This is a genomic window from Streptomyces sp. NPDC001851 (assembly GCF_040297165.1).
Taxonomy (GTDB): domain Bacteria; phylum Actinomycetota; class Actinomycetes; order Streptomycetales; family Streptomycetaceae; genus Streptomyces.
Genome location: NZ_JBEOYR010000056.1, coordinates 1 through 14,577 on the forward strand (window position 1 = coordinate 1; position 14,577 = coordinate 14,577).

Consider the following 14,577-nt stretch of genomic DNA (forward strand, 5'->3'; position numbering starts at 1 on the left):
TCAACGTGCTGTTCGCGATCCTCCGCGACGGCACTTTCTACGAACCCAGAACCCCACGCCTCGCTTGACGAAAGACATAGAGGCACCCCCCCCGCAGGCGGCAGTGATTTCGCCCGCCTGTCCAAGAAGATAGCCGAGGCCGGCCTGATGAACCGGCGCCCCGGCTACTACATGGTCCGGTCCATCGCCGTGGCCGTCGCCTACGCCGGGGGCTGGGGGGCGTTCGTCGTCATCGGCGCCGGCTGGTGGACCCTGGCGGTCGCCGCGTTCCTCGCCATGATGTTCGGCCAGGTGGCTCTGCTCGCCCACGACGTCGCCCACCGCCAGGTCTTCCGCCGGCGCCGGCCCAGCGAGACGGCCGGCCGCATCGCAGGGGCCGCGATCGGGATGGGCTACGGATGGTGGCAGGACAAGCACACCCGCCACCACGCCAACCCCAACCACGAGGACCTCGACCCCGACATCGCCCCCGACCTGCTCGTGTGGTCCCAGGACCAGGCCCGCGCCTCGACCGGACTGCCGAGGCTCCTCGGCCGCCGGCAGGCGTTCCTCTTCTTTCCCCTGCTCCTGCTCGAAGGGGTCAACCTTCATGTCTCCAGCGCGCGAGCACTTGGCAACCGCGCCCTGAAGAACCGCGCCCTGGACGGCACGCTGCTCTACGGGCACACCGCCGCCTACCTGACCGCAGTGTTCCTCGTCCTCCCACCCGGCATGGCGATCGCCTTCCTGGCCGTCCACCAGTGCCTGTTCGGCCTCTACCTCGGTTGTCTGTTCGCCCCCAACCACAAGGGCATGCCGATCCTGACCGGCAACGACCGCCCCGACTTCCTGCGCCGCCAGGTCCTCACCGCACGCAACGTACGCGGCAGCTGGTTCACCGACCTCGCCTTGGGCGGCCTGAACCACCAGATCGAACACCACCTGTTCCCCAGCATGCCCAGCCCCAACCTGCGCAAGGCCCGGCCCCTCGTCCGCCACTACTGCCAGGACCTGGGAGTCGACTACCTGGAAACCGGACTGATCGCCTCCTGCCGGCAAGCACTCACCAGCCTCCACCGAGCAGGAGCGCCACTGCGGCGAGCCCGTATCGGCAGCGCCCCAGCATGACGCACCGGCGCCGGCGGCGTACTCCAGAGCCCTGTCCCGGTGCCCGGCTGCGGTGATCCGGTGAAACGCAACTGCTGCGCCGCCTCACGGCTCCCCTCATTGATGGGCGCAATCGCAAATCCAGCGTCCCGTGAGCATCACAAGAGCACGAACTGTGTGCGGAGCCGAACGCGGTCATTGCGCGCAAGCAAAAAGCGCGGTGCGCACAGGTCCCGCCCACAGCAGGGCGGTTGAGCCACGTACCGCCGATGGCCCAGCCCACCGCGAGCGGCAGGGCGAGCGTGAGGACGCACAGCGCTGGGAAGGCGCGGGCGACGGCCCGGATGTCGCGGTCGGCCAGCGGTCGGGAGCGTAACGGTCGGCGGATGTGCCGCCCGCGCCGTCCGGGCCGCCGTAGCCGACGCAGCCACCACCGACGCATCCGGCCCGGCCACCACCGCCGTCCTCATCACAGAAACCGCAGCCTAGCCAGGCGCCAACGGCAGCTCGACGCGTTGGGCCTCATCCGGTCCCGCCTCTCCGGCCTCACCTCGGGCGCAGGTCACACCACAGCACCGCCTGACCGGACGCACAGACACCCCCTCGGCCTTGCCATTTCTACTGTCGGCGGCCCAGCACTCTCCGGATCAGCAGGAAGGCCGCAACGGCGATCAGGGCCATCCCCATGAGGATCACGAGGACCCCGACGACGACCAGGACCGTCCCAAGCAGTATCAGAAGCGCCCCGATGATGAGAAGAAACATCGCGAGAACGGTCACGGTCACCTCCTGTCCCCCCTCCGACTCTGGCCCTTTCCGACCCTCCATCGCAAACACATCCGGACAAATACACGAATGTCCTTCCCTCGGCAGTGCCCGCCTGCTGGGGTCCGGCCCATTCACGGGCCGGCCTCCGTTCTGCCGTGGAAGCGCGCGGATCGCTCCACAAGCCTGTCCTGTCACGGCATGAGACCTGCCTGGCAGGGAACCCCCGCGATTCGACTGGGCAAGCGGCATTCCTTGATGGGCAAGGCGCTGGCGGTGCTGACGGACGACGCCCTCGACGATCTGCGGGGCATCATCGACCCGCTGATCGACGTCTTATCGGCCGTCGACCCCGAGATGTTCAAGGACGAGACCGGAGACGCCTACCTCCATCTGTACGAGGGCTTTCTGGGCGCCTACGACCCGGAACTGCGACGGCGGACGGGTACGTACTACACGGCTGGCGAGGTCGTCCGCTTCATGGTCGGCTTCACCGACGAGGTGCTGCGTGACCGGCTCGGCCAGGAGGACGGCTACGGAAGCGAGGACGTCACCGTCGTCGATCCGGCCATGGGCACCGGGACCTTCCTCATCAACATCATCGACCACGTCGCCAAGTCCCTGGCGCTGAAGTACGGCAGCACGCTCAAGTCCGGGCTTCTCCGGGAGCTCTCGGGCCGGCTGGTCGGGCTGGAGAAACAGACCGGGCCGTACGCCGTCGCCGAACTCCGTGTGCACCACGCCTTCCGGTCCCACGACGCCGACATCACGCGCCGGCCGCCGAGGCTTCTGGTGGCCGACACACTCGACGATCCCGCCGTCGAGCACCACCTGGGCTTCATGTACGAGGCGATCGCCCGCCACCGCCGAATGGCGAACAAGATCAAGGCGGACGAGAAGGTCATGGTGGTCATCGGCAATCCGCCCTACCTGCGAGGTGCGAGACAGTCGGGCGTCGGACGCTGGATCACCAAGGGCAACCCGAACGGCCAGGGCCCGATCCTCGCCCGCTTCCACCCAGAGGACAACGGACGCGTCGGATACGCCCTCGACAACCTCTACGTCTACTTCTGGGCCTGGTCCACCTGGAAGGTCTTCGACCAGCTGACCGCCTCGGGAGCGCCGAAGGCCCCCAGCGGGATCGTCGCCCTCATCACCAACTCCGGATACCTGGACAGCGAGGGATCGGCCGGCATGCGCCACTACCTGCGCGAGGCCGCCGACGAGGGCTGGATCATCGGTCTCTCCCCCGAGGGCGCCTACTCCGACACGCGCACCCGGGTCTTCCAGGATGTCAAGCGGGAGATCTGCATCGCCGTCTTCGTCCGCCACGGCACCCCGGACGCGGGTACACCGGCGCGGGTCTGGCGACTCGACGTCCCCGCGGGCACACGCGAGGAGAAATTCAACTGGCTGGAAGGGCTTGGCCTCGACGGTCATCGCGACGGGACCTCCTGGCAACTATGCCCCACACAGTGGACCGCGCCTTTTCACGTCCCGTCCGACTCCGAGTGGTCGGCCATGCCACCGGTGGACGCCCTGCTGCCCTGGACGAGCTCCGGCAACAAGAACAACCGCAGCTGGCCCGTCTCACCCAGCCGCGACGTCCTGGAGAGCCGGTGGCGCAGACTCGTCCAAGCCCCAGCGGAGGACAAGGCCGCACTGCTGAAAACAACCAGAGACCGCCGTCCGGACAAGCCGGAACCACCACTGCCCGGCCAGCAGGAAAGGAAAAGCCTTGCCGCAGAGAAGGAGACGTTGCCGGTCACTGTTCCCTACGGCCGGATGACCTTCGACAGGCAGTACATCATCGCGGACAGACGAGTGATCGACTTTCCCCGACCGGCCTTGTGGTTCGCCCACAACGACCAGCGTCAGATCTACCTGTCCGAACTCCACACGGAATCAGGCCGTCCGGGGCCGGCGGTGAGTTTCACTGCCCTGCTGCCCGACATGCACCACTTCAAAGGCACCGAAGGCGGCCGCGTCGCCCCTCTCTACCGCCACCCTCACCAGGCTGAACCAAACGTCACCCCTGGCCTGCTGCGTCTCCTCACCAAGACGCACGGCGTAACGGTCACCGCCGAGGACCTCTTCGCGTACATCGCGGGAACAGCCGGCCACAGCGGCTACACCCGCCGCTTCGCCGCAAACCTCGCCGAGCGCGGTGTCCGTATCCCCATAACACGCGACCCGGCTCTATGGGCGGAGCTCGTGGAAGTGGGCCGACGCACGGTGTGGATCCACACGTACGGCCAGCGCTTCGCCTCCCACCACGACAGTTCACCTGGCTCGTCCCCAAGGCTTCCCCCGGAGGAACAACCGGAATGCGTCGTCGTGATCGGAGAGGACGACGGGTTACCTGCGGACATCTCCTACGACGCGTCCACGCGAACCCTCACGGTGGGCACGGGCTGCATACGTCCGGTGGCGCCGGAAGTCTGGGACTATCGGATCGGCGGGGTGCAGGTGATCCGCAAGTGGTTCAGCTTCCGCAAGCGCAAGCCAGACGTGGAACGACAGACCCCGTTGAACGACATCCTGCCCCCGACCTGGCCTGCCCGGTGGACCGTTGATCTGATTGACCTCATCAACGCGCTCGGGCTCCTCGTAGCCCTCGAACCCCGACAGGCCCGGCTGCTGGACGCAGTGACCAGCGGCCCGCTCATCAGCACCGACGACCTACGGGGCGAGGGCATCCTGCCCGTACCTGCCTACGCAACCAAGGAACCGAAACCGCCGCGGAAGTCTCGACGCGCCCCCGGCCCTGGTCAGGAGAGCCTCGACTTCTCGGACTGACACCCGTCCGGCCTGAGTGCCTGACGCCCGCATTTCGCCCTCTCTGCATCGTGGCGTCGCCCGGCGCCCGGCGCCCGTCGCCCGGTCTGCCACGTCGTACCTGTGGTGGCGGTGGCCGGGACGCCGTCGCATCTTGCTCATTCACCCTCGCCCGGATCGCGTCGGTGTGGCAGGGCGGGCTCTTCCGGGGTAATGACAGGACCCCCCTCACTCCCGTGCGGCAGGCACTCAGCGGGTGAGACTGGAGACATGCCATCCGAGAGCGCGAACAGCGAGGGAGCCGAGCTGGGCCGCTACCTGCGCGCCCGCCGCACCCAGACCAGCCCCGAACACGTCGGCCTCACCGTCGGCGCCGGCATCCGCCGCACCCCCGGGCTGCGCCGCGAGGAGCTGGCCACCCTCGCCGGCATCAGCATCGACTACTACGTACGCCTCGAGCGCGGCAAGGAGACCCGTCCCAGCCCCACCGCCCTCGACTCCCTTGACCAGGAGCACCAGCACCTGCATGAGCTCGCCGACCGAGCCGCCCGCTACGCCCCCGAACGGGCGTCCGCCCCGAGCCGGACCGTGCGCCCCCACCTGAAGCTGCTGCTCGAATCACTCCGCCCCAACCCGGCGTACGTCATCAGCCGCAGCATGGACCTGCTGGCCTGGAACCCCGGCGGCCTCGCCCTCTACACGGGCCTGGACGACTGGCCCGCCAGACAGCGCAACCTCGCCCGCTACCTGTTCCTCCACCCCGCGGCCCGCGGCCTCTTCACCGACTGGGACCGGCAGATCACCGCATGCGTCGCCCGCCTGCGCGCCATCGCCGGCACCGCACCCGAAGCTCGCGAAGTGCCCCCGCTCCGGCGTCAGTCCCACTGCGGACACGAGCGATTCCGCGGCCTGCTCGGTGGCCTCCGGTGGCACGACCAGCAGATCCCGGCGCCCATGGGCGGGGGCCATCAGCACGATGGTGCTCGGCGTGCGCGCCGTGGCGGTCCTGCGCAGCCGGACGACCTGGTTGCAGACGAGCATGCGGCCCGGGGCCCCGCCCACCCTGTGCCGTTCACCAGGACACTGACGATCTGGCCCCAGGCGCGGGGCAGGCCGGAGAGCAGTGACGGGAGTTCCGCCAGGAGGTCGAAGGTTCGCGGCCACCAGGCCCCGTCGATACGGCGTGGCACGGTGCTCTCGGGCGCGAGGTACAGGCGAAGGAGGGGCGGGGCCGGTGGCGGGCGCCGTAGCTGGTCGCTCATGAGGTGTCCTGTCGGGTGGTTCGGCGCGGCATGTGGTCCCCGGCCGGGCGGTGCGTCCCGGCGGCCGGCAGTGCGCTCGCGGGGAGGCGGAGTGCGGCGTCGGCCGTTCGTCCCTCCCAGGCGTCCTGTGCGTTCGCGTAGGCGGGGAAAAGGTCGAGCAGGCCGGTGTGGCGGAAGACCAGGTCGGTCGTGTGGTTGTCGTACACGATGCGTACCCAGCCGCGCCGGGCGTGGCAGTCGGACCACGCCTCGCACAGCGCAGACAGGATGCTGGAGTCGGAGAAGGTCACCTCGCTCAGGTCCACGATCAGGAAGAGCCGTCCGAGCCGGGCCGCTCGGGCCTCGGTCAGGGCGCGGACCAGTGGTGCCGCGGATTGCGTGTCCAGTTCGCCGTGCGTGCGGACGATGCGGCACTCCTCGAAGAGCGCAGAAGTGTCATTCAGAGTGGGCAACGGCTCACGCGAGGATGGTGGTTGAGGCCGGCCGGTCGTCCCTGCCGCGGGCTCCCAAGGGGCCCCGTGCCTCATTCCGCCTCCCCGGCCGCGCCCACCGGGCGACCCGCATCGGCGAGCGCCAGCATGCTCGCGGCGGTCAGTGGGTTCTCCGGGTCGGCAGCGGCGGCCAGCAGCCGGACGGCTGTTCCGGCGGGCTCCTCGGGCGGGACGACCAGGAGCACCCAGCGTCCCACGGTGCCGCAGTCCAGGGTGATGACGTGCGCGTCGCTTCCGGGTCCGGTCGGTTCCACGGCGATCACCCGGCCTGGGGCCATGACCGTGTGCGGGGCGCCGGGCCACCCGGCGGGGTCCACGGTGACCCGTATCAGGGCCCCCGGCTCCGGCTCCAACAAGTCGACGAGCGAGGGAAGTTCGAGCTCCAGCGCGTCGCAGCGCGGCCACCAGGCACCGTCCAGCGGGCCGTGGCTGACGTCCGGGGTGAGGGTCAGGCGGGGCAGGGGCATGCGGTACGTGTGCGCGTCGGCACCGGAGACGCCTCCGGCCGGCGTACTGCTGGGTTCCATGGTCCGGTCCCGTCCCGGGAGCCGTAGGACGACTGCCCGTTTCGTCCCTCGCCGGGAACGGCACCGCCGGAAGCGCTGCGCGAAAAGCTCTCGGTACGGTCAGGCTACACCTGAGCCGAGGAGAAGCGGGCGGGTCAGCCGTCCGGCTCCGTCTTCTCTGCCCTGCCCTATTCCCCTTGTTCTTCCTCCAGCTCCTCCATCAGGCAGATGCCCTCATGTGTCAGCGAGACGGCCGCAGGGGTCCGGTGCGAGGTCCAGTCCACGTTGATCAGTCCCTCGTCGGCCAGATAGGCGCAGGCGGCGGAGAGGTCCTCGTCGGGCAGGCCCAGCTCGGCGCGGAGTACCGATCCGCTGACCTCGGGGCGATTGCGTTCGACGGCCCCGTAGAGGGATCGCAGGACCGCCTCCCGGTTGTTCTTGCGTTCGCGGAGTCTTGTCATGGCTGTGGTTCTCCGGGGTCACGGCCGCGGGGGACGGACAGGCCGGCGGATCCTCGTGGCCTCGCGGATCCGGGTCGTACCTCGTCGGCGTGAGCGTGCGCGTGCTCTGTCGGTTTGCTGGTCGCGAGCCGGAGCGTGCGGGTCCCACGGCGTGCGCGGTGTCGAGGGGAGATGAAGCCGGGTTCCTCCTTCGCGACCGGCGGGGTAGCTGCTCCATACGGAGCTCCGGACGGGAGACGAGTACGAAACCTAGGGACCACGATTCGGGTCACTGCCCGGCGCAAGCGGGCGACGGTGCGGGGGCCTGCGTCGCGTTTCCACGGCAGCCTCCTCTGCAGGGTATGCCGGGTACGGGTGGCCGTGCGTCCGATGACCGGCCGGGCGGCCGGCCGCCTGACATTCGCCCGGCCGAGCCCGGTGACCACGCGAGTCGGACTGTGCCGGAGGACAGCGACCGCACGCGGACGGTCGGCGCCGTTCCTGGTGCCGGCGACCGCCGGGCCGCCGGGGCGGGCCCGGCCGGGAGTACGGTGGACATACCGAGGGCACGCCGCGCACCGCCTCAGGCACCGGTGCCGTTCTCGGCGATCGACGACGCCGGGGCGGCCTTCGTCCGCGCCCGGGGGCAGGGTTGGCCATGACCACGCAGGTGCTCCCCCCGACGACCTTGGCCCTCCCCGCTCTCCGGCCCGCACGGGGCAGGCCGCGTACCCGCGCACAGGGCACGCCGCAGAGGGGGCGCACGTCCTCGCCGCAGGTCGCAGATCGGATCCATCGGCTGACGCGTGGTCAGGTCGCGGACCGTCTGCAGGAGCTGGGCGACCTGTACGCGGAAACCTCCGGTGGTGACCCGTGGGCGTGGAACCAGGCACGTGGCCCCTTCCTGGGCCATCTCACGGCCGACGCACGACGGCCGGGGTTCTCGCTGCTGATCGCGGAGACCACCGCCCTGACCGGTTACGCCTATGGCTTCCCCGCGGGCGGCTCGGGTCCATGGTGGGCGGGCTTCGACGGGCACGTCCGGGGAGGTCTGCTCCGCCGCGCCGCCTCCGGGCGGCTCTTCGTCGTCTCTGGGATCGTCGTCCCGTCTCGCGTGCGCCGGGAGTACCGGGACCATGTCTGGAACCTCGCCCGGCGTCTGCAGCGGCGACTGCTCGCCGACCACGGCGCCGCGCTCGGCGTCGCACTGGTGGACGTCCGGGACGGCAGGACCGTCGAGACGATGCGGTCCTGGGGCTGGCGGTACGCCGGAGACGACGGCCTTCAGGCCGTGTCGCCCGGTCCGGTCCGCATTCTGGCGCTTGCTCCGGGGACGTGAGCAGCCGCGCCCCATCACCGCCTCGGCCCGGTCAGGGCACGGGCAGGCGCAGGGCGAGAAGGGCGACGTCGTCCGTGCTGCCCGGGGGCGTCCGGGCCGCCAGCTGGTCGCACAAAATGTCCAGAGGTTCGTGGGCGAGGGCGAGAGCGTGGCGACGCAGTCGGCTGAGCCCTCTGGTCAAGTCGCTGCCGGGGACTTCGATCAGGCCGTCGGTGTAGAGCAGGAGCGTGGACCGCGGCGGCAGCGCGTGAGCGGCGCTCGGGCGAGGATCGCCGGCACACGGGTCGGTTCCAAGGATCAGTCCCTGCCCGGCTTCGAGGTACTGCGCGTTCCCGTCGGGGGTCAGCAGCAGGGGCGGCGGGTGCCCCGCGCTGGTCCAGTGCAGCGTCCAGGGGCCGGTGTCCGGACCTTCCACCCGGGCGAGGACGAGGGTGGCCATCCGCACGATGGTGATGGCGTGCATGGCGTCGTCGAGGCGGTCCACGACGGCTCCGGTCGGCTCGGCATGGTCCCAGGCGAGGGAGCGCAGGATGCCGTGCAGCTGCGCCATGCCGGCCGCGGCGGTCAGATCGTGCCCGACGACGTCGCCGATGACGAGGGCGAGCGTGCCGTCCCTCAGCGCGAAGGCGTCGTACCAGTCACCACCGACCTGGGAGCCGGGCGGAGCGGGCTGGTACCGGGCGGCCAGCTGGAACCGGCCGTGCGCGGGCAGCGGGGGAAGAAGGTTGCGCTGCATGGCTTCGGCGACCGCACGCTGCCGGCCGAACCGGCGCGCGTTGTCGATGACCAGACCGACCCGGCGGCCGATGTCGCCGGCCACGTCGAGATCGCCGGTGTCGAAGGGCCGTGCCGGGTCGGTGCGCACCAGCGTCAGCGCACCGGTGACCTGCCGTCTACTGCCGAGCGGCACCGTGATGGCGGATGCCGCGCCGATCGCTCCGAGGAAGGCGTCGTGCACGCTGGCCAGCGGTGAGTCGGGCGGTGCGTCCAGGTCCACCCGCTTCTGAAGGACGGGAGCGCCTTCGTTCAGTACCTGGACCAGGGGCGAGTGGGTCGCCTCCCCGACCGGGGGCAGATGGCCGCGCCAGTCCTCCTGCCCGGCTGCACGGCCCTCCGGACCGGTCACGGCCACTCGGTGCACCTGACGGGAGCCGACCCGCAGGTCCACCGCGGCCCAGTCGGCGAGGCGGGGGACGAGGACGCGGCTCAACCGGGCGAGGGCCTCGTCCACCTCCAGGGTCTGACCGAGCACGTCGGTGATCTCCGCGACGAGTGTCAGCCGCTCGGCGAGACTCTCCAGAGCGCTCGTACGAGCGGTTCGTTCCGCCTGTTCCACCCGTTCCGACTGCTCGGCGCGTTCCGCTCGTTCCCTGCCGGCACGGCGGTCCGCCGCGGTCTCGACGATCAGCACGACCATGCCCTGGCAGACGCCGGAGACGTCGTCCGCCAGGGGGGTGGCCGACCAGGAGATCGGGACCAGCCGTCCGTCACCACGCAGGCACCTGTCGTCGTCCCCGCGTGCCGCACGCCTCTCGGCCAGTGCCCGCAGCAGCGGGCAGCGCTCCCGCGGGACGAGGCCACCTCCCGGGTCGCGATGGCACAGGTCGTGCAGATCCCGCCCGTACACGGACCCTGCCGCGCGCTGCAGAAGCCGCTCGGCGGCCGGGTTGACAGCGACGATCCGCCCGGCCGGGTCGATCACGGCGAGGGCCGTGCCCAGCTGCTCGACCACCTGCTGCCACAGAGCCGGCTCCCCCGCGGACAGCCGGCGCTCGTGCTCTCCGCCGGACTTCAGGCCCTCCGCCACGTCGCCGCCGTCCTTTCCGCACGGACCCACCGCGGTGGGCGGCCCCCGGGCCGGCGGGTCACACCGACGTCGGCACCCCGGTGGGTTCCTCTTCGAGTACCCGCACCCGGGAGTAGGTCGCCGCCCTCGCCCGACCGGCTTCGTCAGCCCGTGGAACGCGAAGCGCTCGACCGCAACCGCGCACGGATGCCCGCCATCGGCAAGGCCATGGGCGTCATCGTCGGTCGCCACCACTGCGATCCTGTCAGCGGCTCCCCCGGCTCGTTGGCTGAACCGGAGGAGCCTGAGTCGAGCCAGCTCCATGGATACGCTGCTGAACGCGGCCCGCCTCCGGGTCCCCCCACCCGAGTCCGCCACACCCGGATGCCCTGCCGCGATGTGCGACAGGCGCTCGATCGTATGGTCGTGAGCCGTGATCCGCTCCCGCAGGATCCCTGCAGTGCATCAGGCACCCGCGACCATCAACGGAGCATCCGCGATCCGAGCGGTACCGATCGTCCGAAGGGCAGGTGCACCACCGCCCTGGCCGAGTTGAACCCTGAGTGAGGTCCACGCCACCGGCCGCTGCGCGCCGTGGAACGGGATGCACGAAGACAGCAACCCGGGGTAATAGTCGAATTGTCGTCCTCGCAATTCCGTACGGCATCGGCGACCCGGGCGGGAGACCCGCGGTCTGGGCTGTGATCATGATGGAGAACTCTCGAAACGGCAGCCTCACGCGACTCAAGGAGCACTCGGTTCCGGTACGGACACCGCTCCTGAACAAGATCAGCGAGTTGCAGACGGAAATCAGTCAGCTGCAGGAGGCCGTCGTCTCCCACACCGTGGTCGACCAAGCGATCGGCGTGGTCATCACCCTCGGTGGCCTGCGTCCCGAGCAGGGATTCCAAGCGCTGCGAGAGGTCTCACAGCACACCAATTACGAAACTGCGGCAGGTATCCGAACTGATCGTGGACTGGGTACACGGCGAACAGCTGCCGGACGAGATCCGCACCGCTCTGAACAAGGCACTGGCCGGAGCACGGTCATCTGAACGCAGCACAGCTCTGCCGCCCGCGTTCTGAGCCGGACGGCAGGGCGGGCGGACGAATGGAATGCCAGCTCACTTCCGAACCCGCACGCGACACGACCTCCGCCCAACGTGTCCCCGAACCCACCTGACCAAAACGTCCCACCCCAGACTTACATCGCGTACGGCGAGCAATCGGCCTCAGGGCGAGACGCCCTCGTCCGACTGTGGCAGTCGCAGGGCGAGCAGGGCGATGTCGTCGTGGGCCCCTGCCACGAGTCCGTTCATCAGCTCGTCGCTCAGCTCGTCGATGTCCTGGTCGACCAGGGCGGCAGCGTGCTGCCGGAGCCGGGTCATGCCGTGATCCATGGATTCGCCGCGCCGTTCGATGAGACCGTCCGTGTACAACAGCAGGGTGCTGCCCTCGGGCAGGGGCAGGCAGGCACTGGGCCGTTCGGCGTGCGGGTCGACGCCCAGTAGCAGGCCGTGTGCTTCCCAGAGGTAGGTGGTGTCGCCGTCCGCAGTGACCAGCAGGGGTGGTGGATGTCCGGCACTCGCCCACTCCAGCTGGTACGGCCCTCCTTCCTGGCCCTTGAGCAGTGCGTACACGCAGGTGGCGGTGCGGTGGCTGTAGAGGGCGTCGACTGCGAGGTCCAAGCGGCGCAGGATCATGCCGGGGGGCTCCCGGCGGTCGCAGGCGATGCCACGCAGCATGTTCCGGATCTGGCTCATGGTCACGGCGGCATGCAGATCGTGGCCGGTGACGTCGCCGATGATCAGAGTGGTGTCACCGCTTTCCGGCAGGACGAAGCTGTCGTACCAGTCACCGCCGATCTGCGCAGTGGCAAGCGCCGGGGAGTAGCGGGCGGTGACGCGAAGACCCGGTACGACGGGCAGGTCCGGCAGCAGGGAGCGCTGGAGGCGCTCGGCGACGGCCTGGGTCTCGGCGTAGAGCCTGGCGTTGTCGAGGGCCAGCGCGATGCGGTGGGTGAGGTCCTCGACCAGCGCCAGGTCCGCCTCGCCCCACGGCGGGTGTCCCTCGCCCCTGACCAGGGTCAGCGCACCCAGCACTCGCCGACGTGCCCGCAGGGGTGCCACGATCACGGAGTCTCCCCCGAGTCGGGCGAACGGTTGCATGGTTGCCGTGTGCAGCGGATCGGACGCCTCCTGCGCGGTCGGCAGCCGCCCGGCCGACAACAGCAGGGGGCCACCGCCGCGAAGCACCCGGGACAGCGGCCCTCCTGGCGTCTCCGGCGCCGGCGGCAACGGTCCCGTCAGGCCGGTCAGGGCGGTGTTGGGGTCACGGTGTGAGACACAGACCCGCTCGACGGCGCCGTCCTCGTCCATCAGATCGGCCGCGGCCCAGTCGGCCAGCCCCGGCACCAGCACGCGGCACACCCGCCTGAGCCCCTCGACCGCGTCCAGCGTGCTCGACAGCGCCGCCGCGCTCCGGGTGGCGAACGCCAGCTGGTCGAGCGCCGCTCGCAGCGCCGCGGCCGCGTCATCCTCGTCCATGGCGACCACCTACCCGCCTGAGGGCTCTACGGCCGCTTCCGTCCTGGGAAACCACTCCTCGGGTAGTGCACTGAAGCCGTGCACTACCCGAGGGCCCAGGCAGGTACTTGCCTGGGTCCTACCGGGCCTCGTGGCTTGTCTGTCGGGCACCCTCTGGACGCCTCCCGGCCCCGTTGCAGTTCAGGTCTCGGGCCTGACCGACGTCCAGTCGGCACGGCCACCCGCCCCGAGGACTTCGACATCGGCACCGAGCTCGTCGGTCGATCCCTCCCGTAGTCCGCGCCGGGTGATGCGGCCGACCACGAACGCGAATTGAGGAAGGAAGGCCCTGGCGGTGTTCGCCGCCCCGACCAGGTTGACGTCGACGACGCGTCGCCACAGCTCGGCATCGGTGCGGCTGAAAGGCCCGCCTACAGCGCTGCCGGCGTCGGCCACCACGACACCGGCCGCTCCGAGCCGCTCCTCGACCTGCCGCGCGGCACGGTCGAGCGCGGTCTGATCGGTCACGTCCGCCTCGATGCAGACGGTCATGGTGGCCAGCGACGCCGCCACCTGGGACAGCGTCTCCTTCTCACGACCGAGCAGGGCGATCCGCATGCCCTCCGCGGCCAGGCGCCGCACTCGCCCACGCCGCGCGCCGCCCCCGCGATCACAGCGACCCGGCCCCGCAGTGGGCTGCCTCGCAGGGCGGTAGGCGGGCGGCTGCCGACAGTACGCATGCGAACCTCACCTCTCCCGCTGCCGCGGTCGGCCGCCTCCGCGTACCCGAGACTCACAGACGCCCCTATAACGCAGGGGTGCGGGCAACCGGTCTGACCAGGTTGAAGACCTCGCGGGCCGCGTAGCGCTTGAGGCATCGGATGATCTCGCGTCGGGTCTTGCCCTCCTGTGTGCGGCGTTCGTAGTACTCCTGGGTGCGCGGGTCGTGGCGCAGGCGGGTGAAGACGATGCGGTGCAGGGCGGCATTGGCCTGCCGGTCCTTGACCGCGGAGTCCTTGGCGAGCTTGAACATCCGGGCGCTGTGCACCGGACCGTCGCCGGACTTGGCCCGGGCCCGGGCGCGACCGCTGAGCACGGCCTGCGCGGCGGCCTGAGCGTCGGGCGGATCCGACTTCCCCAGCAGGCGGCGGGCCGAGCGGTCGGGGCGGTTCACTTCGTATACCTCGACCTGCTGCGCCAGCAGGTAGCGGGCCAGGCCCGCGCCGAAGGTGCCGGTGCCCTCCACACCGGCACGGCGCACCGTCCCCCGCTTGCGGGCCCACACGAGAAGCTGCCGATAGCCGGCCGCCGTGGCCGGAAAGGACGCGGTGCCCAGGACCTACCTTCCCCAGCGGGGAGATCACGGCGGCGACATGCACCTCGCCGTGCGTGTCCACGCCCAGTACGACCTCTTTCCGCACGGGAGGGTCTGTGCTCGAGGAGGTGCTGAGCTGTCTGATCGTCATGGTGGTTCGCCTCTCGCATGGTGACGTGCTGGATGGATGGCACCGGCCTGCTCGGGCGGTCTGAACCGTGATGGCGCCTGAACTCGGCAAGGCCCCTGACTTGTTGAATTGACACCAGATGCTCGGTCTGCAG

The 14,577-nt window shown here is 70.3% G+C and carries 10 protein-coding genes and 4 pseudogenes; 5 read left to right on the plus strand and 9 right to left on the minus strand.

The genetic code is table 11. From position 1 onward, the window contains the following. Positions 1-147 precede the first annotated feature (147 nt). The gene (locus ABT171_RS41090; RefSeq protein ID WP_350834330.1) at positions 148-1,107 is read left to right on the plus strand and encodes a fatty acid desaturase family protein; all 960 of its coding nucleotides are present in this window, start codon (positions 148-150) and stop codon (positions 1,105-1,107) included. A 597-nt stretch (positions 1,108-1,704) separates the two neighbouring features. On the opposite strand, the gene ABT171_RS41095 is transcribed toward ABT171_RS41090, so the two are convergent. Beyond that, positions 1,705-1,866: a hypothetical protein gene (locus ABT171_RS41095; RefSeq protein WP_189894897.1), complete on the minus strand. Its 162-nt coding sequence runs from the start codon at positions 1,864-1,866 to the stop codon at positions 1,705-1,707. A 243-nt stretch (positions 1,867-2,109) separates the two neighbouring features. On the opposite strand from ABT171_RS41095, the gene ABT171_RS41100 reads away from it, so the two are divergent. Further along, positions 2,110-4,650: a type ISP restriction/modification enzyme gene (locus ABT171_RS41100; protein ID WP_351252007.1), complete on the plus strand. Its 2,541-nt coding sequence runs from the start codon at positions 2,110-2,112 to the stop codon at positions 4,648-4,650. 249 nt (positions 4,651-4,899) lie between these two features. Further along, a pseudogene (locus ABT171_RS41105) lies at positions 4,900-5,499 on the plus strand (helix-turn-helix transcriptional regulator); the annotation flags it as partial. Between the two features lie 75 nt (positions 5,500-5,574). On the opposite strand, the pseudogene ABT171_RS41110 reads toward ABT171_RS41105, so the two are convergent. From ABT171_RS41110 to ABT171_RS41125, 4 genes and pseudogenes are all read right to left on the minus strand, one after another. Further along, positions 5,575-5,891: pseudogene (locus tag ABT171_RS41110) on the minus strand (DUF5994 family protein); the annotation flags it as partial. Next, positions 5,888-6,343 carry an STAS domain-containing protein gene (locus ABT171_RS41115; RefSeq protein ID WP_351252009.1) on the minus strand — a complete coding sequence of 152 codons (456 nt, stop codon included), beginning with the start codon at positions 6,341-6,343 and terminating at the stop codon, positions 5,888-5,890. The pseudogene ABT171_RS41110 and the gene ABT171_RS41115, both read right to left, overlap by 4 nt. Positions 6,344-6,414: 71 nt before the next feature. Beyond that, a complete protein-coding gene (locus tag ABT171_RS41120; protein WP_351252011.1) occupies positions 6,415-6,909 on the minus strand; it encodes a DUF5994 family protein in 495 nt (164 codons plus the stop codon). 167 nt (positions 6,910-7,076) lie between these two features. After that, entirely contained in the window at positions 7,077-7,349 is a 273-nt protein-coding gene (locus tag ABT171_RS41125) for a hypothetical protein (protein ID WP_055495838.1), read from the minus strand. 637 nt (positions 7,350-7,986) lie between these two features. Here ABT171_RS41125 and ABT171_RS41130 point away from each other — a divergent pair. Beyond that, complete coding sequence (locus ABT171_RS41130) at positions 7,987-8,667, plus strand: hypothetical protein (protein ID WP_351252014.1); 681 nt, start codon at positions 7,987-7,989, stop codon at positions 8,665-8,667. Positions 8,668-8,698: 31 nt separating this feature from the next. Here the strand turns inward: ABT171_RS41130 and ABT171_RS41135 are convergent, their stop codons facing one another. After that, entirely contained in the window at positions 8,699-10,474 is a 1,776-nt protein-coding gene (locus tag ABT171_RS41135; protein WP_234357813.1) for a SpoIIE family protein phosphatase, read from the minus strand. Between the two features lie 686 nt (positions 10,475-11,160). Here ABT171_RS41135 and ABT171_RS41140 point away from each other — a divergent pair. Next, complete coding sequence (locus ABT171_RS41140) at positions 11,161-11,508, plus strand: ANTAR domain-containing protein (protein ID WP_351252020.1); 348 nt, start codon at positions 11,161-11,163, stop codon at positions 11,506-11,508. 177 nt (positions 11,509-11,685) lie between these two features. Here the strand turns inward: ABT171_RS41140 and ABT171_RS41145 are convergent, their stop codons facing one another. The 3 genes and pseudogenes from ABT171_RS41145 to ABT171_RS41155 all read right to left on the minus strand — a co-directional run bounded on the left by ABT171_RS41145 (position 11,686) and on the right by ABT171_RS41155 (position 14,444). Then, on the minus strand, positions 11,686-12,999 hold the full coding sequence (locus ABT171_RS41145) for a PP2C family protein-serine/threonine phosphatase (RefSeq protein WP_351252016.1): 1,314 nt from the start codon (positions 12,997-12,999) through the stop codon (positions 11,686-11,688). A 312-nt stretch (positions 13,000-13,311) separates the two neighbouring features. Further along, positions 13,312-13,718: pseudogene (locus ABT171_RS41150) on the minus strand (SDR family NAD(P)-dependent oxidoreductase); the annotation flags it as partial. Between the two features lie 65 nt (positions 13,719-13,783). Further along, positions 13,784-14,444, minus strand: a pseudogene (locus tag ABT171_RS41155) (IS110 family transposase). Positions 14,445-14,577: the final 133 nt, after the last annotated feature.

Bases quoted from the DNA above. Each gene is read 5' to 3' on its own strand.
- ABT171_RS41090 (WP_350834330.1), top strand. From the start codon at position 148: ATGAACCGGCGCCCCGGCTACTACATGGTCCGGTCCATCGCCGTGGCC.
- ABT171_RS41100 (WP_351252007.1), top strand. From the start codon at position 2,110: ATGGGCAAGGCGCTGGCGGTGCTGACGGACGACGCCCTCGACGATCTG.
- ABT171_RS41120 (WP_351252011.1), bottom strand. From the start codon at position 6,909: ATGGAACCCAGCAGTACGCCGGCCGGAGGCGTCTCCGGTGCCGACGCG.
- ABT171_RS41125 (WP_055495838.1), bottom strand. From the start codon at position 7,349: ATGACAAGACTCCGCGAACGCAAGAACAACCGGGAGGCGGTCCTGCGA.
- ABT171_RS41130 (WP_351252014.1), top strand. From the start codon at position 7,987: ATGACCACGCAGGTGCTCCCCCCGACGACCTTGGCCCTCCCCGCTCTC.
- ABT171_RS41140 (WP_351252020.1), top strand. From the start codon at position 11,161: ATGATGGAGAACTCTCGAAACGGCAGCCTCACGCGACTCAAGGAGCAC.
- ABT171_RS41145 (WP_351252016.1), bottom strand. From the start codon at position 12,999: ATGGACGAGGATGACGCGGCCGCGGCGCTGCGAGCGGCGCTCGACCAG.